Consider the following 23176-nt stretch of genomic DNA (forward strand, 5'->3'; position numbering starts at 1 on the left):
GCTGTCATAAAAATCGCCCACCGAGGTGAGCGGAACCCTCTTGACAGTACCCCTCTCCATAGATAAGGCGCCCGTCAAGTGGTGACGGCGACGACGCCCCAGGGGACGTGGAACAATCGGAACCGGGTCATCGGCATTCACACTGAGCGGGAGACAGAACACGATGCGTATCGGAGTTCTCACGGCGGGCGGCGACTGCCCCGGCCTGAACGCGGTGATCCGGTCGGTCGTACACCGAGCGGTCACCAACTACGGCGACGAGGTCATCGGCTTCGAGGACGGCTACGCCGGGCTCCTCGACGGCCGTTACCGGGCCCTCGACCTCAACGCGGTCAGCGGCATCCTCGCCCGCGGCGGCACCATCCTCGGCTCCTCCCGGCTGGAGCGCGACCGCTTCCGCGCGGCCTGCGACAACGCCAAGGAGCTGATCGAGCGCAGCGGCTTCGACGCCCTCATCCCGATCGGCGGCGAGGGCACCCTGACCGCCGCGCGCATGCTCTCGGACGCGGGCGTGCCCGTGGTCGGCGTACCGAAGACCATCGACAACGACATCTCCTCCACCGACCGCACCTTCGGCTTCGACACCGCGGTCGGCGTCGCCACCGAGGCGATGGACCGGCTGAAGACCACCGCCGAGTCCCACCAGCGGGTGATGGTCGTCGAGGTCATGGGCCGGCACGCCGGCTGGATCGCGCTGGAGTCCGGCATGGCGGCCGGCGCCCACGGCATCTGCCTGCCCGAGCGGCCCTTCGACCCGGTCGACCTGGTCAAGATGGTCGAGGAGCGCTTCTCGCGCGGCAAGAAGTTCGCCGTCATCTGCGTCGCCGAGGGCGCCCACCCCGCCGACGGCACCATGGACTACGGCAAGGGCGCCATCGACCAGTTCGGCCACGAGCGCTTCCAGGGCATCGGCACCGCCCTCGCCCACGAGCTGGAGCGCCGCCTCGGCAAGGAGGCCAGGCCCGTCATCCTCGGCCACGTCCAGCGCGGCGGCACCCCCACCGCCTACGACCGCGTCCTCGCCACCCGCTTCGGCTGGCACGCCGTCGAGGCCGCGCACCGGGGCGAGTTCGGCAACATGACCTCGCTGCGGGGCACCGACATCGAGATGGTGCCGCTCGCGCGTGCCGTCACCGAGCTGAAGACGGTCCCGAAGGACCGGATGGACGAGGCGGAGTCGGTCTTCTAGACGGTTCCGGGCCGCTGGACCATTGCGGACCGTCCGAGGTCGCCGACGCGAGGGCGCGGCGGCGGCCTCGTCACCGGTACGTCGACCCGCCCTCGACCGCCGCCCAGAAGTGCTCCACGATCCGCTCGAGGTAGTCGCGGCCGGCGTCCCGTGAGTCGTCGGCCGCGTTGCCGCCGCCCCAGCTGAGGGTGGCCACCATCTGCCCCTGGTACTCCTGGTGCAGCGTCTGGAGCGCGTGCTCCAGCCTGCCGCGGTCCAGGGGCACGATCTTGCCCAGCGGGCGGACCTGCCCCTGCCAGCGGGTGGCGACCGCGCTGCGCAGCAGTTCCGCGAGCCTGGCCTCGCGCCCGGTGACCGTCATCAGGTCGGGCAGCGCGAGCTCCAGCAGGTCCGCGAGCGCGGCGGCCTGCCGGTCGGAGCCGCGCCACTGCCCGGTGTCCTCCATCCGCAGATACGAGTCGAGGTCGTGCCCGACCGCCCGCGCGACGTCCTCGGGCGCAAGGCCCCGCGCGATCCGGTGCTCGCGCAACGTCCGCGGCCGCCCTATCAGTTCACCCGGCGAACACCACAACACCCCCGCGAGCGCGGTGAGTTCGGGGCTGGTCGGGGTGAGCGCCCCGCGCTCCCAGGCGATGACGAGGTCCGGCGTCACATAGGGGAGCCCGTACGAGGCACGCAGTCCGTAGGCGACGTGCTCCGGCCCCATCCCGAGCCCCGCTCTGAGCCTGCGGGCGGCGGGGGCGTTGAACGGCGGGCCGGGGTGGTTCGGCTGAGCTGTGGGTTGGTGCACGGGTCCACAACGTAGGGGTGCGCGGTCCGTGGTGACTACGGGCTGTTCGGACACAATCACGCATTGTAGGAACGTACGGTTTTGGTTGTACGGGGGGTTACTCGGTGGTTACCCCTTGACAGGGGGTCGGGGGTGTTCCGGGAGGGCGGCGGCTCGGGCGCGGGCATCTGCGGCTTCGGCGGGTGCGTTGGCTCGGGTGTAGGCGTCGGCGGCCTGGAGGTAGTGGCTTCGGGCCTCGGACGGGCGGTCGGCGCTGCCGTGGAGGAGGCCAAGGTTGTAGTGGGCGTGCGCCTCGCTGTAACCGTCCTCGAATTCTCGGCAGATCGCGATGGCCGTGGCGAACGCCGCGACCGCTTCGTCCACTCGGCCCGCCGTCCACAGCGCGGTGCCGAGGTTGAGCCACGCGGTGGCCGCACCGTGTTGGTCCCCTTCCGCCTGGAACAGGTCACGGGCGCGGGTGTGTGTGTCGACCGCCTCCTGTACCCGCTCTGCCTTGCGCAGGGCGAGCCCGAGGTTGTTCCAGGCGGTGGCTTCGCGATGGCGGTCCCCTGCCGTCTGGTAGAGGCCGCGGGCGCGGGTGTGGGCGTCGACCGCCTCCTGCACCCGCCCTGCGTCACGCAGGGCGAGGCCGAGGTTGTTCCATGCGAAAGCCTCGTGGTGGCGGTCCCTTTCCGTCTGGTAGAGGTCGCGGGCCCGGGTGTGGGCGTCGACCGCCTTGTCCACCCGGCCTGCCTCTCGTAGGGCAATACCGAGGTTGTTCCACGCGCCGGCCTCACCCAGCCGGTCCCCGATCCGGCAGGCCGCCTCCCGCGCAGCCTCCCCCGCAGCGATCCAGTCGTCGAAATACCGCCGCCACTCCAGATACCTGGCCAGACGCTCCGCCAGCCGCACCGCCGCCTCCGCGAGCCGCTTTTCTCGCCCCCACGCCACGACCGCCGCCACCAGACCCGCCCGCTCCCCGTCGAACCACGCCAACGCGGCGCCACGGTCTCCGAACAGGTCCGGCTCCGCCCTCCCCGGCAACCACCGCAACCGGTCATCTGCCGCATCCGCCGAGTGGAGATAGAACGCCAGCACCCGCTCCCGCGCCTCCACCCCCTTCTCTCGCAACCCGGCATCCCCCTCCACCACCCCCACCCCGAACCCCCGCACCAGGTCGTGCACCCGCCACCGCACCGAGGCGTCCGTCCCCACCGGCGTGACCAGATGCGTGGCGGCGAGGTCGTCCAGCAGGGACAGGACGGCCGACGCGTCGACGTCGGTCAGTGCGGCCACCACGTCCGTGCTGGTCTCGGAGGTGGGTGCGAGGGCCAGTAGGCGCAGCAGCCGGGCCTGTTCGGGCGGCAGTCGACGGTACGAGGTCTCCAGTACCGGCCGCAGGACGAGCGACCGCCCGTACAGATCCGTGCCCTTGCCGCCCCGGTCGAGGACGGCCACCGCGTCCCCGGTGTCCCTGATCTCGGCGACCAGCGAGGCGATGTCCCGGCGCCGGCGTCTGCGGAGCATGGCCGCGGCGATCTGGAGGGCGAGGGGCAAGTGGCCGCAGAGTTCGGTCAGTTCGCGCAGGGCGTCCGGCTCGCGGGCCGGTCGTTCGTCGCGTTCGTCGTAGTCGTGCAGGGCGCGGGTGATGAGCGCGGCCGACTCGTCCGGGGTGAGTTCCTCCAGGTCGATGAGGCGTACGGGGAGGGAGTCCGGGCGGTCCCGGGAGGTGATCAGGACGCGGTGCCGGTCCGTGCCCCGCAGCAGAGGCAGGAACTGGGACGGGTCGGAGGCGTTGTCGAGGATCAGCAGAGTGCGGTCCCGCCGCTCGGTGAGCTGCTCGCTGTAGGCGTCGTACTGCCGGGCCGTGGTCGGGGGCAGGTCCGCCCCGCGTACTCCCATGGCGTCCAGGAGAGCCAGGACCCCCTGGTCCGCCGTCACCGGGTCTTCGTCGTAGCCGCGCAGGTCCACGAACAGGAACCCGCCGGGGAACCAGCCCTCCGCGCGGGCCCGGTGCGCCGCCTCCGCCGCGAGCGCGGTCTTCCCGATGCCGCCCATGCCGGTGACGGCGGAGATCAGGAGTGGCGTGACCTCGTCGGAGGCGGGTGCGAGGAGGGGGAGCAGGCGGGTCAGTTCCCCCGCGCGGCCGGTGAAGCCGGGCGGGCGGGGCGGGAGGGCGGTGGTCGCGGCCGGGACCGGGCCGTGGACGGTGCCCCTACCGCTGCTCTCCCGTCCGGCTACCGGTCTGCTTTCCGGTGACGGGTCCGTGGAAGGTGCCGCCCCGGAAGTCGATGTGGTCACCCCTGTAGGTAACGCCGCCGCTCCTATGGGGCCCCTCCTCGGAGTCGGTGCCGCTGCCGCGCGGACGATGCTTGCGCAGTACTGCCACCGTGACCGAAGCCGCCTGCGCGGCCGCCCGCTGCTGCGAGCCCGCCGCGTCGGCCTCGTGCTTGTCCGCGTCGGCCCGGTCGCTGATGCCCCGGACGACGAGCGCGTGCAACTGGCCGTTGAGATGGGCCGCCTGGACCGCGCCCAGGCCCTCCATCTCGATCGCGGCGGCGTCGTTGTAGTGCTCGCGCAGATGCCGGGCGATCCTCGACTGGGAGTCGGCCAGGACCACGTCACCGGAGGCGATCGGCTTGGAGTGCGCCCGGACGTCGGGCATGTCCCGAACCGCCGAACGCGCCGCGCTGAGCAGGGCGTTCGAGACCGGGTACGCCTCGGGGCGGACCAGGAAGCCCTCCGGGGTCTGCTTGCCGCCGTGGATGCCGTACACCTTCGTGGCGACGACGACGTCCCCGATGCCGATGTCGTCCTTGAGGCTGCCGGCGACCCCCGCGAACAGCACCGCTTCCGGCTTCAGCCAGTCGATGAGCCTTGTCGTCAGCGCGGCCGCGGTCCTCGTGCCCTCGCCCAGCTCGGCGAGAGCGACCCGCCAGTCGGTGCCGGGCAGACGGCCGGCCTCGACGCGGGTTCCGTCGGCGTGGACCAGTTCCTCCCGCTCCGGGACGAGGGGGCGCACGGCGGCGTACTCCACCGGGAGCGCTGTGAGGAGGAGTGCGGTGCCAGTGGGGCCGGTCGCTGTCACCTGTCCAAGATACCCGCCAAGTGGTCTTTCCAGGACGGGCGTTGACCGGTGCGGAGGAGTGGGGACGGGCAACCTGCGATGAGATGCCGAGGGTGCCGTGTTCCTGCGGGTGGCTGATGGTCAGATCTTGATCACGGTGACGCGATTGCCGCACAGGGTGGCGAGGTCCTCTGGATCCGAGGTCAGGACAGTGACCGGTCCCGGGGCGGCGAGGGCGGTGGCCGCGAGCATGGCATCGATGGCGTACTTGTGGCCGTGCAGGCCGACGGCGGCGAGGAGGGCGGCGGCCTGGCGGGCGACCGGTTCGGTGATCGGTTCGATGACCAGGCGGGAGAGCGCCCACTCCAGGGCCGGGCGGTTGATGCGGGGGTGGACCACTTCGACGAGGGTGGCCGCCGAGGTGATCACGCGCAGGTCGTCGGCGCGAGCCAGGGCGAGCCAGCCGGTGACCGCACGGTCGCGCAGGACGGCTTTGGCCAGTCCTTCGCTGTCGAGGACGAGGGTTCCGCCGGGAACGGCGGGGGAGCGGGTCACGCGGCGTCCGCTCCGTGCCCGGTCTGGTCGCGTCGTGCCTGGGTGAGCTGATCACGCAGGGACTGGATCTCTTCGTCCGTGATGGGGCCGTGCTCGGCTTCGGCGACGCTGATGAGTTCGTTGAGGTTGTCCCGTTCGATCTGGCGGGCGACGGCCGCGGCCACGTAGGCGGACAGGCCGGAGGGGCCGCTGCGGGCCTTGGCGGCCTCGGCGATATCGCGCGGCATGGTGATCGAATACTTGCCGGTAGGCTCGCTCATGCTACCTATCCTACCAATCATCACCCTTCTGGTCGGCAACGTTCTGAGCGCCCTCTGACCATGGGCTGCTCGCCATTGCGACTCTGCTTGGCGCAAGGCGTCCGCGCCGACCGGGCCGTAGTCGCGTTCGTCGGCTTCGACGGCCTCGCGGAGTTCGGCTATGGCGAGCCACTGCTCCAGGGCCTCGGACGCGACAGCCGCGCACCCGGTGCAGGCGGAGATGCGGAGCGCTTTTCAGACTGCTCCTGCATGGGCGAAGTGTTGTGAGTGCTCATTCCGGAAAGCCTGGCACCGGCGGTAGGAGAATTCTGCTGGGGACCGCGGCAGGCGGTGATCGAAAGTGGGTGCTGCGGCTACCGTGGGGCGGCGTGCCTGGGTGCTGGGCGGCGTCGGGGGAGGGGATCATATGTCGGAACAGAGCGTCACCATAGGGCATTTGCTGCTCGCCGAGTACCAGACCGTCAAGGACGAGCAGAAGACGCGGATCGGGTTCCGGGACAACCTGCTGTACGTCACCCTCGCGGTCGTGGCCGCCGTCATCGCCGCCGCCGCGCAGGCCAAGGAGCCCGCGATGCTGCTCGCGCTGCCGCCGGTGTGCGTAGTGCTGGGGTGGACGTACCTCGTCAACGACGAGAAGATCTCGGCGATCGGGCTGTACGTGCGCGATGAGCTGGGGCCTCGGCTCGCTCAAGCCGCCGCGTCGGGCACCGACTTCTCCACCTTCGGCTGGGAGTCCTTCCACCGGCGCGACGCGCGGCGGCGCTCCCGCAAGGCCATCCAGTGCGTGGTGGACCTGGTCGCGTTCTGCGCGGTGCCGCTCGCCGCGCTCGTGGTGTTCTGGGTGAGCGGGGACGGCGGCGGGCTGATGCTCGGGCTGTCGGTGGTGGAGGCGCTGGCCGTGTGCGGTCTCGGGGCGCAGGTCGTGCTCTACACGAGACCTGCGGGCCCGGCCCTGACTCCGGCCTGACGCCGTACCGTTGGTGCGTATGAACGCGGCTTTACTTGCGGCCCTGGCCGAGGGCGCCGGCGGGGACACCGGGCGTCGCGCGGTCGGGGAACTGGCCCGGTTGCTGGGACTCGAAGCGGAGGGGTCCGCGCAGGTGCTCGCCGACGCGGCGGGCGGCGCGGAGCGGCGGGAGGCCGTGCGGGCCTGGGGTGACCGGGTGGCGGACCTGCTTGCCGGTGATCCTCAGGCCGCGGGTGCGGTGGCCGCCGCCATGGAGCGGTTCGCGCCCGGCAGTTCGGCGGCCTGGTACCGAGGCGACCACACCGACTTCCGGGGCGGAGTCTTCCTGCGCGAGGTAGTCGGCCTCCAAGTCGTCATCCAGCAGGGCAGGGCCGCCGTACCCGAGGCGCTGGCGGGGCTGCCGCCCAGGGCCGCCGGGTTCACCGGGCGGGCTGAGGAGACGGACGCCCTGCTGAGTGCGCTGGCGGCGAGCAATGGGGTGGCCTCGGGGACGTCGCCCGCCGTGCTGGTCACCGCTGTGTCCGGACTCGGCGGCATCGGCAAGACCGCCCTGGCTGTCGAGGCGGCGCACCTCGCCCGTGAGCGGGGTTTGTTCCCGGGCGGAGTCCTCTTCCTCGACCTGCACGGCTACGACGCCGAGCCCGTCCCCGCCGACCGCGCCCTTCAGGCTCTGCTTCGCGCCCTTGGTACGCCTCCGGAGCACATCCCCACGTCGGCCGACGAACGTGCCGCCCTCTACCGGTCGACTCTCGCCGCACGGGCCGAGGAGCGAGGTGCCGTGCTGGTCCTCGCCGACAACGCCTCCTCGCCCGAACAGGTTCGGCCTCTGCTGCCCGGTGATCCTCGGCTTCGAGTGCTGGTCACGTCCCGTGATCGGCTGGCCCAACTGGGCGCCCGTCTCGTGCCGCTGGACCAGCTCACGCCGGACGAGGCGTACGAACTTCTGGATCGTGCCCTGCGGATCGCCGACCCGTACGACACCCGGATCGCTGACGACCGGGATGCGGCCGAACGACTCGCCGCGCTCTGCGGGCATCTGCCGCTCGCCCTCCAGATCGCCGGCGCGTTGCTGGCCGAGGACCCGGGGCGGCCGGTGACCGAACTCGTCGGGGAACTCGCCGAGTCCCGCGATCGCCTGGACCACCTCTACGACGGTGAGCGCAGCGTGCGCGCCGCCTTCGACCTCTCCTACCGCCGACTGCCGCCCGAACAGGCCCGGTTGCTGCGCCTGCTGGCCCTTGCGCCGGGGCCGGAAGTGAGCGAGCAGGTCGCTGCGGCTCTGGTCGGGGCTGAGGCGCCTCCCGTGCGTGAGCTGCGGGCGCTGGCGCGTGCGCACCTCGTGGAGCGTGGCAGCGTGCGGGAGTGGTGGCGGCTGCACGACCTGGTAAGGGTCTTCGGGGTAGGTGTGGTGGAGGGGGACGCCGGGCTGCGCGGAGAGGGGGAGCAAACGCGGGAGCGGGTGCTGGACTTCTACGTGCGGCGTGCGTACGCGGCGAACCAGCGCTTGCGGTGGTTACCCGGGATGGCAGAGCCGGACTTGTTCGGGGACCGTGGGGCCGCATTGGCGTGGTTCGACGCGGAACGGGCGGGCCTCGTTGCCGCGGTGGAGTGGTGGCGTGACGAGCGGCTGGCGGGGGTGGCCGGGGGGCTGTCCACGTGCCTTGCGACGTATCTGGAGTGGCGGCGGTACCTCGACGACTGGATCGTGGTGGCGGAGGCCGGGCACCAGGCGGCCCTCAGGGTCGGAGGCCTGTCGGACCAGGCGGATGCGTTGAACGGCCTCGGCTACGCCCTGCGAGTGGCGGGCCGCGTAGTGGAGGCAGCCGACGCGTTCACGCGCGCCCGCAACCTCTACCACGAGGAACGGGACCGAAACGGCGAGGCCCGCGCTTGGAACAACCTCGGCCTCGCCCTGTGGGCCGCAGGACGGATGCGGGAGGCGATCGACGCCCATATCCGTGCCCGTGATCTGTACCGGGAGACAGGGGACCGACACCACGAGGCCAGCGCGTGGAACAACCTCGGCAACGCTCTCTGGAGTGCGGGCCGGGTGAAGGACGCGGTCGCCCCCCTCACCCGTGCGCGTGATCTGTTCCGGGCGGAAGGAGACCGACACCGCGAGGCCATGGTGTGGAACAACCTGGGTAGCGCATTGCGTATGGCAGGCCGACGTCAGGAAGCGACCGCGGCGTGCCTGACGGCCCTCCCCATTCTCCGAACGTTCGAGGACCACTTCAGTGAGGCCCAGGTCCTCTACAACCTGGGCCTGGTCGGCCGCGACAGCGGCCTCCCGGCCGACGCTCGCGCCCACTTCCTCCAGGCCGCCGACGCCTTCACCCGCGCCAACGCGCCCGCCGAAGCTGCGGACGCCCGAGACCAAGCCGCCGGCCTACCCCCGTCTACCGCCCCCGCCCCCACCGATAGACCAACTCCGGCCTCCCCACCTGCCCGTACAGCGGACTCCGCCCCGCCCGCCCCGCCTCCACCAAGTGCTCCAGATACCGCCGCGCGGTGATCCGGGAGATCCCCACCGACTCCGCGACCCCCGCGGCCGTGAGTCCCTCCCCGGCCTCCCGCAGCGCGGCCGTCACCCGTTCCAGCGTCGGGGCGCTCAGCCCCTTCGGGAGGGCCGCGGGGCCCGGTGCGCGCAGGGCGGCCAGAGCGCGGTCCACCTCGTCCTGGCCGCTGGCCTCCCCGGCGGCGCCCCGGAACTCGGCGTAGCGGACCAGGCGGTCGCGCAGGGTCGCGAAGGTGAACGGCTTCAGGACGTACTGCACGACCCCCAGCGACACCCCCTCCCGCACCACGGCCAGGTCCCGCGCCGAGGTCACCGCTATGACGTCGGCGTGGTACCCGGCCGCCCGCAGGGAGCGCGCCAGTTGCAGCCCGTGGACGTCCGGCAGGTGCAGGTCCAGCAGCAGCAGGTCGACGGGGGTGCGCTCCAGCGTCCGACGGGCCTCCGCGCCGGTGTGCGCCTTGCCGACGGCGACGAACCCCGGCACCCGCCCCACGTACAGCACATGCGCGTCGGCGGCGACCGGGTCGTCCTCCACGACCAGCACCCGAATGGGCTCGGGCCCGCTCATGACCGGCCCCCGTCCAGCGCCGCGGCCCGCAGTGGCAGCCGTACCTCGAAGGACGCGCCGCCGCCCACCGCTTCGGTGACGGTCAGCGTCCCCTCGTGGCGCTGCACGGCCTGCCGTACCAGCGCCAGCCCCAGGCCACGGCCGCCCGGCCCGGCCGGCTTGGTCGAGTAGCCGCGCTGGAAGAGGAGCTCGGAGTGCGCGGCGTCCACGCCCTCGCCCGTGTCCGTGACCCGCAGCACCAGCGCCGAGGAACCCTCCGTGCGGGCCGCCACCGTCACCCGCGCCCGCACACTGCCCTGCGCCGCGTCCACCGCGTTGTCGATCAGGTTGCCCAGGATCGTCACCAGGTCCCGCGCGGGCAGCGCCTCCGGCAGCAGACCGTCGTCCAGGCCGCCCTCCTGCGACACCACCAGCTCCACACCCCGCTCGTTGGCCTGCGCGGTCTTGCCCAGCAGCAACGCGGCCAGCACCGGCTCGCTCACCGCGGCGACCACCTGGTCGGTCAGCGCCTGGGCCAGCTCCAGCTCGGCCGTGGCGAACTCCACGGCCTCCTGCGCCCGGCCCAGTTCGATCAGCGACACCACCGTGTGCAGCCGGTTCGCGGCCTCGTGCGCCTGGGAGCGCAGCGCCTGGGTGAAGCCGCGCTCGGAGTCCAGTTCGCCCATCAGCGACTGGAGCTCGGTGACGTCCCGCAGCGTCACCACCGTGCCGCGGCGCTCACCGCCCGACACCGGGGAGGTGTTCACGACCAGCACCCGGTCGGCCGTCAGATGCACCTCGTCGACCCGGGGCTCCGAGGACAGCAGCGCCCCCGTCAGCGGCGCGGGCAGCCTGAGCTCGGCCACCGACCGGCCGACCACCTCCCCGGACACCCCGAGCAGCTCCCGCCCGCCGTCGTTGATCAGCGCGACCCGGTACTGCCCGTCCAGCATCAGCAGTCCCTCGCGGACCGCGTGCAGCGCGGCCTGGTGGTAGTCGTGCACATGGCTCAGCTCGGTGGCGTTCATGCCGTGGGTGTGGCGGCGCAGCCTGGCGTTGACGACGTACGTGCCGATCGCGCCCAGCGCCAGGGCCCCGGCCGCCACCCCGATCAGCGCGGTGAGCTGCTCGGACACCCGGCGGCTGATGGCGTCGACCTTGATGCCCGCGGAGACCAGGCCGACGACCCGGCCGCCGTCCATGACGGGGGCGACCGCGCGCACGGACGGGCCGAGCGTGCCGGTGTACGTCTCCGTGAAGGCCCGGCCCCGCTGGGCGGGCTCGATATGGCCGAGGAAGCGTTTGCCTATCTGCCGCTCGTCGGGGTGGGTCCAGCGGATGCCCCGCGGATTCATGATCGTGACGAAGTCGACGTCGGCGTCCCGCACCACGGCCAGCGCGTACGGCTGGAGCTGCGAGGTCGGGTCGGAGGTGCGGATCGCCGCGCGCACCGAGGGCGAGTCGGCCACCGACCCGGCCACCGCCATGGCCTGCCGGCCCGCGGCCTCCTCGGCCTGGCTGCGGTCGCTGACGTAGGTGAACAGGGCGTATCCCGCGACCACCACGGCGAGCAGCACGGCCTGGACGGCGAAGAGCTGTCCGGCCAGGCTGCGGGGTCGGGGCAGGCGGGGGCGCATGCCGTCAGTGTGCCTCGCCCCCCGAGGGCGCGGTAAATGCCCTCGCGCGTGAACTCAATGAACGGAAGGGTGACCGCCCTCACAGGCCGGGAGATAGTCACGGCATTCCCCCACCCCGGACGTGAGCCGCACGCCGGTGATGCCGACGAAGACGTCAAGGAGGGCAGCCGTGGCCGCCAGTACCCCCGTAACGGCACCCGAAGTGAAACGGGACCGCACGCACTACCTCTACATCGCGGTGATCGTCGCGGTCGCCCTCGGAATCACCGTGGGTCTGATCGCCCCCGACTTCGCGGTCGAGCTGAAGCCCATCGGCACCGGGTTCGTGAACCTGATCAAGATGATGATCGCGCCGATCATCTTCTGCACGATCGTGCTGGGCATCGGATCGGTCCGCAAGGCCGCCAAGGTCGGCGCGGTGGGCGGTATCGCCCTCGCCTACTTCCTCGCGATGTCGCTGGTGGCGCTCGCCATCGGCCTGCTGGTCGGCAACATCCTGGAGCCGGGCACCGGCCTCGCGGTCACCGACGCGGTCAAGGAGACCGGGCAGGCGCAGGTGTCCGCTGAGGCCAAGGACACCACCGAGTTCCTGCTCGGCATCATCCCCACCACGATCGTCTCCGCCTTCACCGAGGGCGAGGTGCTCCAGGCGCTGCTGATCGCGCTGCTCGTCGGCTTCGCGCTCCAGGCGATGGGCCCGGCCGGGCAGCCGATCCTGCGCGGGGTCGAGCACATCCAGCGTCTGGTCTTCCGGGTCCTCGCGATGGTGATGTGGGCCGCGCCCATCGGTGCCTTCGGCGCCATCGCGGCCGTCACCGGCTCGGCCGGACTGGACGCGCTCAAGAGTCTGGCCGTGCTGATGCTCGGCTTCTACGTCACCTGCTTCCTGTTCGTGTTCGTGGTGCTGGGCGCGCTGCTGCGGCTCGTCGCCGGGCTGAACATCCTCACCCTGTTCAAGTACCTGGGCCGTGAGTTCCTGCTGATCCTGTCGACCTCGTCCTCGGAGTCCGCGCTGCCGCGGCTCATCGCGAAGATGGAGCACCTCGGCGTCAGCAAGCCGGTGGTCGGCATCACCGTCCCGACCGGCTACTCCTTCAACCTCGACGGCACCATGATCTACATGACCATGGCCTCGCTGTTCATCGCCGACGCCATGGGCACGCCGATGTCCGTCGGCGAGCAGATCCCGCTGCTGCTCTTCCTGCTGGTGGCCTCCAAGGGCGCGGCGGGTGTCACCGGCGCGGGCCTGGCCACGCTGGCCGGCGGCCTCCAGTCCCACAAGCCCGCCCTGGTCGACGGCATCGGCCTGATCGTCGGCATCGACCGCTTCATGAGCGAGGCCCGCGCCCTGACCAACTTCGCGGGCAACGCCGTCGCCACGGTGCTGGTGGGCACCTGGACCAAGGAGATCGACAAGGAGCGGGTCGCCGAAGTGCTCGCGGGCCGGCTGCCGTTCGACGAGAAGACGCTGCTGGACGAGGACACGGCCGCCGCTCCCGCGACCGACGCCCTCCCCGACCCCCGCCCGGAACTGACCAAGGCCTGACCGGCGTGGCCGGCCCCGGCTTTTCCGTCCCGCGGCGTCCGGGCTGGTCGCGCAGTTCCCCGCGCCCCTGGGACGAGGCCGTACCCGGCGGTGGTGGGGATCGGCCTCGGTTCCCCAACCCCTCTGGCAGAGGCTGACGGGGGTGGCCGGCCCCGGCTTTCCGTCCCGCGGCGTCCGGGCTGGTCGCGCAGTTCCCCGCGCCCCTGCGGCGAGGCCGTACCCGGCGGTGGTGGGGATCGGCCTCGGTTCCCCAACCCCTCTGGCAGAGGCTGACGGGGGTGGCTGGCCCCGGCTTTCCGTCCCGCGGCGTCCGGGCTGGTCGCGCAGTTCCCCGCGCCCCTGCGGCGAGGCCGTACCCGGCGGTGGTGGGGGTCGCCCAGGTTCCCCGGGCTCTGTGACCGACGTGGGGGCAGCCACCTCAAGGGGCGCGGGGAACTGCGCGAACGGCCACGGCGCCGCCGCACCCGGCGACGGCGAAGCCGGATCTCGACGCGCCCCGCAAGCCGACCCCGCGGCCGCACGCCGCACGCCCGGCCCCGCCTGAACCGGGGCCGGGTGTCCGTGCGCACTGCCCGATCGAGCGGCCGCCGCCTCAGACCGACTCCGCCAGCCCCCGCGGCAGCGGCCCCGTGTGCAGCACGCCCAGCCGCTGCGTCGCCCGGGTCAGCGCCACGTACAGGTCGCTCGTGCCGTACAGCGCCGGCTCGACCACGAGCACCGAGTCGAACTCCAGGCCCTTCGCCTGGCGGGGGTCGAGCAGGACGACCGCCCGGGTGAGGTCGGGCTCGCCGCCGGCCGTGACGCCGTCCAGCCGGGCGGCCAGCCGGCGGTGCAGACTCCGCGGCGCGACGACCGCCAGGCGGCCCTCCGCCGGGGTCAGTTCGGCCACCGCCGCGGCCACCGCCGCCGGGAGGTCGTCCGTGGCGCGGATCCAGGGGCGGACCCCGGTGGAGCGCACCGAGCGCGGCGGCTCGAAGTCCGGCCGCTCGGCACGTACGACCGCCGCCGCCAGGTCCATGATCTCGGCGGGGGTACGGTAGTTGACGCCCAGCCGGGTGTGCTCCCAGCGGTCCTCCACGTACGGCCGCAGGATGTCCTGCCAGGAGCCGACACCGGCCGCCTCGGCGGTCTGGGCCGGGTCGCCCACCAGGGTCATCGAGCGGGTCGGGCTGCGCCGCATCAGCATCCGCCAGGCCATCGGCGACAGCTCCTGCGCCTCGTCGACGATGATGTGCCCGAACGCCCAGGTCCGGTCGGCCGCCGCGCGCTCGGCGGCGCTGCGGTGGTCGTCCTCCTCCTGCCGCTCGGCGAACCGCTCGGCGTCGATGATGTCGTGCGCCGACAGCACCTCGCTGTCCTCGTCGTCGAACTCGTACGTCCGCGAGGCGTACGACACGTCCAGCACGCCCTGCGCGTACGCGACCTGCGTCTCGCGCTCGCGTTCCGCCAGCGCCCGCGCGAACCGGGCGTCCTCGCCGAGGAGTTCGGCGGCCTCGTCCAGCAGCGGTACGTCCGAGACGGTCCACGCGCGGGTCACCGGGCGGCGGATCGCGTCGGCGTCCTCGTCGCCGACGTACCCTTCGGGGGCGGCGAGGAAGTCCGCGACGAGCCGCCGCGGGTTCAGCCGCGGCCACAACCGGTCGATCGCCGACCAGACTTCGGGGTTCTCGGCGAGTTCGTCCCGGATCTGGGTGACGTCGCTGGGGTCCAGCAGGCTGGAGCCGTCGTACGGGTCGGTGCCCACGCGCTCGGCGTACAGCTCGGTGAGGGTGTTCAGGATATGGCCCTCGAAGTGCTCGCGGGCCGCGTTGTGCGGGAGCCGCGCGGCCCGGGTCCGCTCGCGGGCGACCTTGACCAGGCCGTCGTCGAGCATCAGGATCTCCCGGTCGTGCGCGATCGCGACGACCGGGTCGGGCAGCGACTGCCGGTCGCGGACGACCTCGGCGAGGACGTCCGCCATGGCCGCGCGGCCCTTCACCGCCGCGGCCGCGCCGGTGTCGGCCGCGGTCGCCCGCACACCGGGGAACAGCTCGCCGACGGTCGCGAGCAGCACACCGGTCTCGCCGAGGGCGGGCAGCACCTCGCCGATGTAGCCGAGGAAGGCCGGGTTGGGGCCGACGATCAGCACGGCCCGGCGGGCGAGCAGCTCGCGGTGCTCGTAGAGGAGGAAGGCCGCCCGGTGCAGGGCGACCGCGGTCTTGCCGGTGCCGGGCCCGCCCTCGACCACGAGCACGCCCCGGTGCGGGGCGCGGATGATCTCGTCCTGCTCGGCCTGGATGGTCTGCACGATGTCGCTCATCCGGCCGGTGCGGGCGGAGTCGAGCGCGGCCAGCAGCACGGCGTCGCCGGCCGGGTCCTCGTGGCCGGTCCGCTCCCGGTCGCCCACGTCGAGGAACTCGTCGTGCAGGGCGGTCACCCGGCGGCCGTCGGTGGAGATGTGCCGCCGCCGGCGCAGCCCCATCGGGGTGTGCCCGGTGGCCAGGTAGAAGGGCCGGGCCACGTCCGCGCGCCAGTCGACCAGGACGGGCGTGCGCTCGGCGTCGTCGCGGCGCAGGCCGATCCGTCCGATGTGGTGGCTGTCGCCGGCCGCGAGGTCGATCCGGCCGAAGCACAGCGAGCCGTCCACGGCGTTCAGCGCGGCGAGCAGCCCCGAACGCTCGGCGACCAGGATGTCCCGCTCCAGGCGGGCCTGCATGGGCTTGTCGCCCTGCCCCAGCGCGTCGGCGACGGAGGTCTCGGCGTCGCCGCGCAGCGCGTCGACACGGGCGTACAGCCCGTCGATGAATTCCTGCTCAGCACGGATTTCCCTGCTGTTTCCGTCACTGTTCTCAACGCTGTTTGACAATTCCACTCCCGCGCCGATATACTGTGCTCACCGAACTTCACAGCGACTCAATTCCCTTGAAGTCGCGAACTCTTGAATATACGCAAAGAAATCCCCCGGACGCAATTGTCCGGGGGATTCTTCGTGAGGTCGCCCGTGTTCCGGGCGCGTCACGGCACTTCAGAGGACGTCGGCGAGTTCCTCCAGCAGCCGCCGCTTGGGGCGGGCGCCGACCATCGCCTTCACCGGCTCGCCCCCGCGGAAGACCATGAACGTCGGCATGGACAGCACCCGGTACGCGTTCGTCGTCTCCGGACTCGTGTCCACGTTCAGCTGGACCACCTTCAGCCGCTCGCGCGTCTCCTCGGCCAGCGCGCCGATCACCGGCCCCATCTGCCGGCACGGCGGACACCAGTCGGCGGTGAACTCCACCAGCACCGGCAGATCCGACCCGATCACCTCCGCCGCGAAGTCCGCGTCCGACACCTCCGCCACACCCGCTGCCCTGATCACAGCTCCTGCCCTCCCAGTTCGCACAGTGGTGGTTCCCCTCCGACGCCCGCGAGCCGCACTCCGATCTCGGCCCGGACCGCCTGCAACTCGCCGATCAGCGCGTCCAGTTCGTCCAGCTTGCGCCGGTAGACCGCGATCGACGCCGGGCAGGCGTCGCCCTCCGGGTGCCCGGCCCGCAGACACTCCACGAAGGGGCGGGTCTCCTCCAGGTCGAACCCGAAGTCCTGAAGCGTCCTGATCTGCCGGAGCAGCTTCAGATCGCTCTCGTCGTACGTCCGGTACCCGTTGCCGCCGCGTCGTGCGGGCAGCAGGCCCCGTGACTCGTAGTACCGCAGCGTCCGGGTCGTGGTCCCGGCCCGAGCGGCCAGCTCGCCGATGCGCATGGGTACGAACGTAAGCCCTGACGCCGACGTCAAGGCAACAGTGGTCTGCGTTCCACCGGAGAGGTCAGCACGATCGACGTGGTGGTGCGGCCCAGCGCGGAGACCGCCTCCAGCACCTCCTCCAGGTGGACGGTGTCGCGCACGGCGACCTTGAGGATCCAGCAGTCCTCACCGACCACGTGATGGACCTCGGTGATCTCGGGGCGCTCGATCAGTTCCAGGGTCCTCGGGTGTCTGAGGGTGTAGCCGCCGTGCGGGTTGACCCGGACGAAGGCCTGGATGCCGTAGCCGAGCCGGGCGGGGGCGACCCGGGCGCCGTACCCGGTGATCACGCCCGCCGCCTCGAGGCGCCGCACGCGTTCGGTGACCGCGGCCGGGCTCAGCCGCACCCGCCGGCCCAGCTCGCTGAGCTTGATCCGACCGTCGCTCTGCAGCAGACCGAGGATCTGCCGGTCCAGCGCGTCGAAGGCCACCGAGGTTTCGGTGGCGCCGGGGCGCGGGCGCCGGGGTTCTTTCGGTGCGGACGCCGGATTTCCCATCTTCTCCCCTTCAGGACCGGGTGTACGGCCGGGAGAATTATGGGCATGGCAAAGGGGTGTGAGGAAATGCCGGAGGAAGGCGACGCCGCGGTGACGCCGCGCGAGATATTGGTCATCGGCGGCAATCGGTACTTCGGAAAGCGGCTCATCGAAAGGCTGCTGGCCGCGGGCGACCGGGTCACCGTCCTCAACCGCGGTTCGGCACCGCCCCCGCCCGGGGCCGCGCATCTCGTCGCCGACCGCGACGACGAGGCCGCGCTGCGCGCCGCGCTCGGCTCGCGGACCTTCGACGCCGTCGTCGACCAGGTCTGCTACACCCCGCGCCAGGCCGCCGCCGCCCGCCGCGTCCTCACCGGCCGCACCCGCCGCTACGTCATGACCTCCACGGTCGAGGTCTACGAGTACGAGGACACCCTCGGCCTGGTGCGCGAGTCGGACCTCGACCCGCGCACGGTCCTGGTGGATCACGAACTCCCGTGGGACGACCCGGAGTTCCGTGAGTCCGCGTACGGCGAGGGCAAGCGGCAGGCGGAGGCCGTGCTCGCGGCCGGGCCCGCCTTCCCGTACACGGCCGTCCGGGTGGCCCATGTCCTGGGCGGCGCCGACGACTTCACGGGCCGTCTCGCCCACTACGCCGACCGCATCCGCGCCGGCGAGCCCATCGCCGTACCCGCCGAGAACCGCCCGGCGACCTACATCCACGTCGAGGAGATCGCCGACTTCCTCCGGTGGACGGTCGGCCAGGACTTCACCGGCCCGGTCAACGCCGCCTCGCACGGCACCCTCGTCACCGCCGACCTGTGCGCGGCCGTCGCCGCCCGGCTCCCAGGCAACGAGGTCCGCTACCAGGAGGTCGAGGTGGGCGAGATCTCCCCGCTGTCCTTCCGCCGCGCGTACGGCATGGACAACTCCCGTGCCACCGAACTCGGTTACCGATTCGGCAACGCCCGCCAGTGGCTCCCGCGAGCCGTCGCCGAGACCCTCGGGACCGGCCGGAGCACCTGAACGGCAGGGCTCCGACCGGACCGGACCAGGTCAGGCCGGGCGCAGCCAGACCGTGGCCAGCGGCGGCAGGGTCAGCCGGACGCTCGCCGGGCGGCCGTGCGCGGGCTGGGGCTCCGGCTTGAGAGGGTCGGGATGAGTGAGGCCGGAGCCGCCGTAGCGGGCGGCGTCGGTGGAGAGGACCTCCTGCCAGCCGAGGGCGTCGTCGGGGACGCCGAGACGGTAGTCGTGGCGGACCACCGGGGAGAAGTTGCTGACCGACAGCAGCGGGGTGCCCTCGGCGTCCAGCCGGAGGAAGGCCAGGACGTTGTCGTCGGCGGCGTCCGAGGTGATCCACTGGAAGCCGGCCGGGTCGGTGTCCCGCTGCCACAGCGCCGGGGCCGCCCGGTAGGTGTGGTTCAGGTCGCGGACCAGGTCGCGCACCCCGCGGTGGTCCGGCTCGGCCCCGTAGGCCGGGTCCAGCAGCCACCAGTCGGGGCCGTGCGCCTCGGACCACTCCGCGCCCTGGGCGAACTCCTGTCCCATGAAGAGGAGTTGCTTGCCCGGGTGGGCCCACATGAAGGCCAGGTAGGCCCGGTGGTCGGCACGCTGCTGCCACCAGTCGCCCGGCATCTTCGACACCAGCGACCGCTTGCCGTGCACGACCTCGTCGTGGGAGATGGGCAGGACGTAGTTCTCGCTGTACGCGTACACCATCGAGAACGTCATGTCGTGGTGGTGGTACTTGCGGTGCACCGGCTCCTTGCCCATGTACTGCAAGGAGTCGTGCATCCAGCCCATGTTCCACTTGAGGCCGAAGCCGAGTCCGCCGAAGCCGCTCGGGCCCTTGTGGTGGGTGGCGCGGGTGACGCCGTCCCAGGCCGTCGACTCCTCCGCGATCGTCACCACGCCCGGCGTCCTGCGGTACACGGTGGCGTTCATCTCCTGGAGGAACGCCACCGCGTCCAGGTTCTCCCGGCCGCCGTGCTCGTTCGGCACCCACTGCCCGGGCTCGCGCGAATAGTCCAGGTAGAGCATCGAGGCGACCGCGTCCACCCGCAGGCCGTCGATGTGGAACTCCTCGCACCAGTACACGGCGTTGGCGACCAGGAAGTTGCGCACCTCCCGGCGGCCGTAGTCGAACTCCAGCGTGCCCCAGTCGGGGTGCGCGGACTTCAGCGGGTCCTCGTGCTCGTAGAGGGGGCGGCCGTCGAACTCCGCCAGTGCCCAGTCGTCGCGCGGGAAGTGGGCCGGCACCCAGTCCATCAGGACGCCGATCCCCGCCTGGTGCAGCTTGTCCACCAGGTACTTGAAGTCGTCGGGCGTGCCGAGCCGGGCCGTGGGCGCGTAGAAGCCGGTGACCTGGTAGCCCCACGAGCCGCCGAAGGGATGCTCGGCGATCGGCATCAGCTCCACATGCGTGAAGCCGAGGTCCTTCACGTACGCCGGGAGGTGCTCCGCGAGCTGGCGGTACGTCAGTCCCGGCCGCCAGGAGGGGAGGTGGACCTCGTAGACCGAGAACGGCGACTCGGTGACGGGGACCTCGCCGCGGCGTGCCAGCCAGTCGGCGTCCTGCCATTCGTGGCGCGAGGTGTGCACGATCGACGAGGTGTTCGGCGGCGCCTCGGTCCGGCGGGCCAGCGGGTCCGCGCGCAGCGAGCGGGAGCCGTCGGGGCGGGTGATCTCGAACTTGTACAGCTCGCCCTCGCCGATCTCCGGCACGAACAGCTCCCAGACACCGGCGCCGCCCAGCGAGCGCATCGGGTATCCGGTGCCGTCCCAGTAGTTGAAGCCGCCCGCCACCCGCACGCCCCGCGCGTTCGGCGCCCACACCGAGAACCGGGTGCCCGTCACCCCCTGGTGCGTCATCGGCTCGGCGCCCAGGGCCTTCCACAGCTCCTCGTGGCGGCCCTCGCCGATCAGATGCAGATCCAGCTCACCGAGCGCGGGCAGGAACCGGTAGGCGTCCTCCACCTCCCGCACGGCCTGGTCGTACGTCACCCGCAGCCGGTACTCGGGAACCTCCCGCAGCGGCAGCAGGCCCGAGAACAGGCCGTCCCCGTCGTCGTGCAGGTCGGCCCGCAGATCGCCGGAGACGACGGTGACCGACAGGGCGAACGGCCGCAGGGCGCGGAAGACTACGCCCTCCGGGTGCAGATGCGCGCCGAGGACCGCGTGGGGGTCGTGATGCGTGCCGGCGAGCAGACGCTCACGGTCGGCCGCGTCCAGCGCGATCGAGGGGGCGGGGCGGGCCTGCGGGCCGCCCTGCCCGACGACGGCCGGGGCCTTCCCCGGGGCGCTCTTCCGTGCGGCGGCCGCGGGCTTCCCGGCGGCGGGGGACTTCTTGGCCGCCGCCTTCGCCGTCTTCGCCGTCTTCTTCGCGGCCGGGGCCGCCGTCTTCTTCGCCGCGGCCGTCGGCTTCCCGGTGGTGGCTGTGGTGGCGGCGGTCTTCTTCGCGGCCGACGCCTTCTTCGAGGCCGACGCCTTCTTCGAGGCCGGTGCCTTCTTCGCGGCCGGCACCTTCTTGGCCGCCGCCTTCTTCCCGGCGGCGGCCGCCGCGGGCTTCTTCGCCGCGGACGTCGCCGCCTTCTTGGCCGCCGGGACCTTCTTGGCCGCGGCCTTCCTGGGGGGCGCCGCCTTCTCGGCCGGTGCCGCCTTCTTCACGGGCGCCGCCTTCTGCGCCGGGATCTTCTCCTCGGCCGTCTGCTCGGCCGTGTCGTTCGGGAGCGGGCCGCTGGACGGGGAGCTGGGGGTCACGGACGGAGCCTCCTAGGCGAGGGTCTCGGGGGGTGGGCGGGGGTCAGGACGGGTCGGGGGACGCGAGCCGGCGCACCGCGGAGAGCGGGACCGGAAGCCAGTCGGGGCGGTGCCGGGCCTCGTAGACCACTTCATAAACCGCCTTGTCCGTCTCATAGGCACGCAGAAGCACCGATTCACCCCGAGGATCTGACCCGGATGCCTCCGCGTACCCGGCGCAGTAGGCGTCCCGGCAGGCCTGTGCCCAGTCCGGCGCGGGCGGGCTCGCGGAGTGGGCGGCGTAGTCGAAGGAGCGCAGCATGCCCGCGACGTCCCGCACGGTCGGCTGCGGCATCCGCCGCTCGGCCAGCGGCTTCGCGGGCTCGCCCTCGAAGTCGATCAGCGACCACCGGCCCGACGCCGAACGCAGACACTGCCCGAGATGCAGATCGCCGTGGATGCGCTGGGCGGTCCAGGGGTGGCCCGCGGCGGACCGGACGGTCAGCGCGTCGAACGCCGAACGCAGCCCGGGGACGTAAGGGCGCAGCGCCGGCACCGCCTGGGCGGCGGCGTCCAGGTGCTCCCGCATGGAGGTGACCAGCGGTTCCAGCTGGGCGCGGCCCAGGGTGACCGTGGGCAGCGCGCGGGCGAGCGCCGTGTGGACCTCGGCCGTGGCCCTGCCCAGCGCATGTGCCTCGGCGGTGAAGTCCTCACCCTTGGCCAGCCGGCTCAGCGCCAGCTCCCAGCCGTCGGCCGCGCCCTGCACGAACGGCTGGAGCACGCCCAGGACATACGCCTCGTCGCCCAGCTCGGCCCGGACCCACGCCGTCGGCGCGGGCACCCGCGCGCAGCCCTCCCGGGACAGTGCCAGCGGCAGTTCCAGATCGGGGTTGACCCCGGGCACGACCCGGCGCAACACCTTCAGGATGAACGTATCTCCGTAGACGACCGAGGAGTTGGACTGTTCGGACGTCACCAGCCGCGGTACCAGTCCGGACCGGATCTCCTGCCCGGGGTCGCCCTCGAAGCGCAGCACGCCGACCCGGGCCCGGGTACGCAGCGCCTCCAGCAGGACGTCCGCGGGGCGGGGGTCGTACAGCGCGTCGTACACCGTGCGGCCCGCCAGCGGGCCGGTCGGCACATGGCCGATCAGCGCGGGCGCGAGCCGCGGCGGCAGCGCCTCGCGCGCTCCTATCAGGAACTGGTAGCAGTCCCCGGGGTGGGGCCGCTCGCCCGGCAGCCCGCTCTGATGGACGCGCACGATCAGGTGATAGAGGCCCAGCGGACCTTCGGGGGGCAGCAGTTCGGTGGCCGCCACCAGGGAGAGGCCGGTGACCGGGCGGCCCTTGCCCGCGAACCAGCGCTGTCTGGGCAGCCAGGCGCGCAGCAGGGGGTCGAGCGAGGCGAGCAGGCCGGCGCTGGCGGTCGCGGGGCGGGTGACGGCTTCCGACATGGCGTGCGTCCTTTCCCCATGTGCGGTGCGCCTCGAGGGAGCTCCGGCCCTCTCGGCTCACGCGATGGGCGGGGTGTTACTGATGCGTGCCCCGGGCGGGACGGGAGAAACCGCCCCGCCCCGGGCTGTGGGACCCGGTGTCCGGATCAGGCCTGGCCGGCGTCCTTGCGGAGCCGGAACCAGTAGAAGCCGTGGCCCGCCAGGGTCAGCAGATACGGCAGTTCACCGATGGCCGGGAACCGCACCCCGCCGATCAGTTCGACGGGATGGCGTCCGCTGAACCTCCGCAGGTCCAGCTCGGTCGGCTGGGGGAAGCGGGAGAAGTTGTGGACGCACAGCACCAGGTCGTCGCCGAACTCGCGCAGGAACGCGAGCACCGCCGGATTCGTGGACTGGAGCTCGGTGTACGAGCCCAGCCCGAACGCGGGGTTCTGCTTGCGGATCTCGATCATGCGGCGGGTCCAGTGCAGCAGCGAGGAGGGCGACGACATCGACGCCTCCACGTTGGTGACCTGGAACCCGTAGACCGGGTCCATGATGGTCGGCAGATACAGCCGCCCGGGGTCGCAGGAGGAAAAACCTGCGTTGCGATCCGGTGTCCACTGCATCGGGGTGCGGACGGCGTCGCGGTCGCCGAGCCAGATGTTGTCGCCCATGCCGATCTCGTCGCCGTAGTAGAGGATCGGCGAGCC

At 72.3% G+C, this 23176-nt stretch carries 19 protein-coding genes; 5 read left to right on the forward strand and 14 right to left on the reverse strand.

Features of this window, described 5'->3' with window-relative positions; all coding sequences use genetic code 11:
• Positions 1–163 precede the first annotated feature (163 nt).
• Positions 164–1189, forward strand: a complete 1026-nt coding sequence (locus ACZ6SQ_RS36070) for a 6-phosphofructokinase (protein ID WP_469569827.1) — start codon at positions 164–166, stop codon at positions 1187–1189.
• Between the two features lie 70 nt (positions 1190–1259).
• Here the strand turns inward: ACZ6SQ_RS36070 and ACZ6SQ_RS36075 are convergent, their stop codons facing one another.
• From ACZ6SQ_RS36075 to ACZ6SQ_RS36095, 5 genes are all read right to left on the reverse strand, one after another.
• Positions 1260–1979 (reverse strand): helix-turn-helix domain-containing protein, encoded by a 720-nt coding sequence (locus tag ACZ6SQ_RS36075; RefSeq protein ID WP_469569829.1) that lies wholly within the window; start codon positions 1977–1979, stop codon positions 1260–1262.
• 108 nt (positions 1980–2087) lie between these two features.
• Entirely contained in the window at positions 2088–4016 is a 1929-nt protein-coding gene (locus ACZ6SQ_RS36080; RefSeq protein ID WP_469569861.1) for a tetratricopeptide repeat protein, read from the reverse strand.
• Positions 4017–4173: 157 nt separating this feature from the next.
• Entirely contained in the window at positions 4174–5046 is an 873-nt protein-coding gene (locus tag ACZ6SQ_RS36085; protein WP_469569831.1) for a 5'-methylthioadenosine/S-adenosylhomocysteine nucleosidase, read from the reverse strand.
• Between the two features lie 120 nt (positions 5047–5166).
• Positions 5167–5580, reverse strand: coding sequence for a PIN domain-containing protein (locus ACZ6SQ_RS36090; RefSeq protein WP_469569833.1), 414 nt, complete (start codon positions 5578–5580; stop codon positions 5167–5169).
• Entirely contained in the window at positions 5577–5840 is a 264-nt protein-coding gene (locus ACZ6SQ_RS36095) for a CopG family transcriptional regulator (RefSeq protein WP_469569835.1), read from the reverse strand. The genes ACZ6SQ_RS36090 and ACZ6SQ_RS36095 overlap by 4 nt, the downstream gene beginning before the upstream one ends.
• Before the next feature lie 406 nt (positions 5841–6246).
• Between ACZ6SQ_RS36095 and ACZ6SQ_RS36100 the strand changes: the two genes are divergently transcribed.
• Positions 6247–6807 (forward strand): hypothetical protein, encoded by a 561-nt coding sequence (locus tag ACZ6SQ_RS36100; RefSeq protein WP_469569837.1) that lies wholly within the window; start codon positions 6247–6249, stop codon positions 6805–6807.
• Between the two features lie 19 nt (positions 6808–6826).
• Complete coding sequence (locus ACZ6SQ_RS36105) at positions 6827–9322, forward strand: ATP-binding protein (RefSeq protein ID WP_469569839.1); 2496 nt, start codon at positions 6827–6829, stop codon at positions 9320–9322.
• On the opposite strand, the gene ACZ6SQ_RS36110 is transcribed toward ACZ6SQ_RS36105, so the two are convergent.
• Positions 9207–9893, reverse strand: coding sequence for a response regulator (locus ACZ6SQ_RS36110; protein ID WP_469569842.1), 687 nt, complete (start codon positions 9891–9893; stop codon positions 9207–9209). The two genes, ACZ6SQ_RS36105 and ACZ6SQ_RS36110, sit on opposite strands and share 116 nt — an antisense overlap.
• Entirely contained in the window at positions 9890–11509 is a 1620-nt protein-coding gene (locus tag ACZ6SQ_RS36115) for a sensor histidine kinase (RefSeq protein WP_469569844.1), read from the reverse strand. The genes ACZ6SQ_RS36110 and ACZ6SQ_RS36115 overlap by 4 nt, the downstream gene beginning before the upstream one ends.
• A gap of 139 nt (positions 11510–11648) precedes the next feature.
• On the opposite strand from ACZ6SQ_RS36115, the gene ACZ6SQ_RS36120 reads away from it, so the two are divergent.
• Positions 11649–13055, forward strand: a complete 1407-nt coding sequence (locus ACZ6SQ_RS36120) for a cation:dicarboxylate symporter family transporter (RefSeq protein WP_469569863.1) — start codon at positions 11649–11651, stop codon at positions 13053–13055.
• A gap of 592 nt (positions 13056–13647) precedes the next feature.
• Here the strand turns inward: ACZ6SQ_RS36120 and ACZ6SQ_RS36125 are convergent.
• From ACZ6SQ_RS36125 to ACZ6SQ_RS36140, 4 genes are all read right to left on the reverse strand, one after another.
• Entirely contained in the window at positions 13648–15858 is a 2211-nt protein-coding gene (locus ACZ6SQ_RS36125; RefSeq protein WP_469569865.1) for a HelD family protein, read from the reverse strand.
• Positions 15859–16059: 201 nt separating this feature from the next.
• The gene (locus tag ACZ6SQ_RS36130) at positions 16060–16392 is read right to left on the reverse strand and encodes a thioredoxin family protein (RefSeq protein WP_469569847.1); all 333 of its coding nucleotides are present in this window, start codon (positions 16390–16392) and stop codon (positions 16060–16062) included.
• On the reverse strand, positions 16389–16775 hold the full coding sequence (locus tag ACZ6SQ_RS36135; RefSeq protein ID WP_469569849.1) for a MerR family transcriptional regulator: 387 nt from the start codon (positions 16773–16775) through the stop codon (positions 16389–16391). Before ACZ6SQ_RS36135 ends, ACZ6SQ_RS36130 begins: the two co-directional genes overlap by 4 nt.
• Before the next feature lie 29 nt (positions 16776–16804).
• Positions 16805–17314: an Lrp/AsnC family transcriptional regulator gene (locus ACZ6SQ_RS36140; RefSeq protein WP_386387582.1), complete on the reverse strand. Its 510-nt coding sequence runs from the start codon at positions 17312–17314 to the stop codon at positions 16805–16807.
• Between the two features lie 66 nt (positions 17315–17380).
• Between ACZ6SQ_RS36140 and ACZ6SQ_RS36145 the strand changes: the two genes are divergently transcribed.
• A complete protein-coding gene (locus ACZ6SQ_RS36145; protein WP_469569852.1) occupies positions 17381–18319 on the forward strand; it encodes an NAD-dependent epimerase/dehydratase family protein in 939 nt (312 codons plus the stop codon).
• Between the two features lie 30 nt (positions 18320–18349).
• On the opposite strand, the gene glgB is transcribed toward ACZ6SQ_RS36145, so the two are convergent.
• The 3 genes from glgB to ACZ6SQ_RS36160 form a co-directional block, all read right to left on the reverse strand.
• Complete coding sequence (gene glgB, locus ACZ6SQ_RS36150) at positions 18350–21052, reverse strand: 1,4-alpha-glucan branching enzyme (protein ID WP_469569855.1); 2703 nt, start codon at positions 21050–21052, stop codon at positions 18350–18352.
• Positions 21053–21095: 43 nt separating this feature from the next.
• Positions 21096–22484 carry a maltokinase N-terminal cap-like domain-containing protein gene (locus tag ACZ6SQ_RS36155; protein WP_469569857.1) on the reverse strand — a complete coding sequence of 463 codons (1389 nt, stop codon included), beginning with the start codon at positions 22482–22484 and terminating at the stop codon, positions 21096–21098.
• Positions 22485–22630: 146 nt separating this feature from the next.
• A partial coding sequence (locus ACZ6SQ_RS36160) for an alpha-glucosidase C-terminal domain-containing protein (RefSeq protein WP_469569859.1) occupies positions 22631–23176 on the reverse strand: 546 nt, incomplete at its 5' end.

This window comes from Streptomyces sp. NPDC048600, assembly GCF_055587025.1.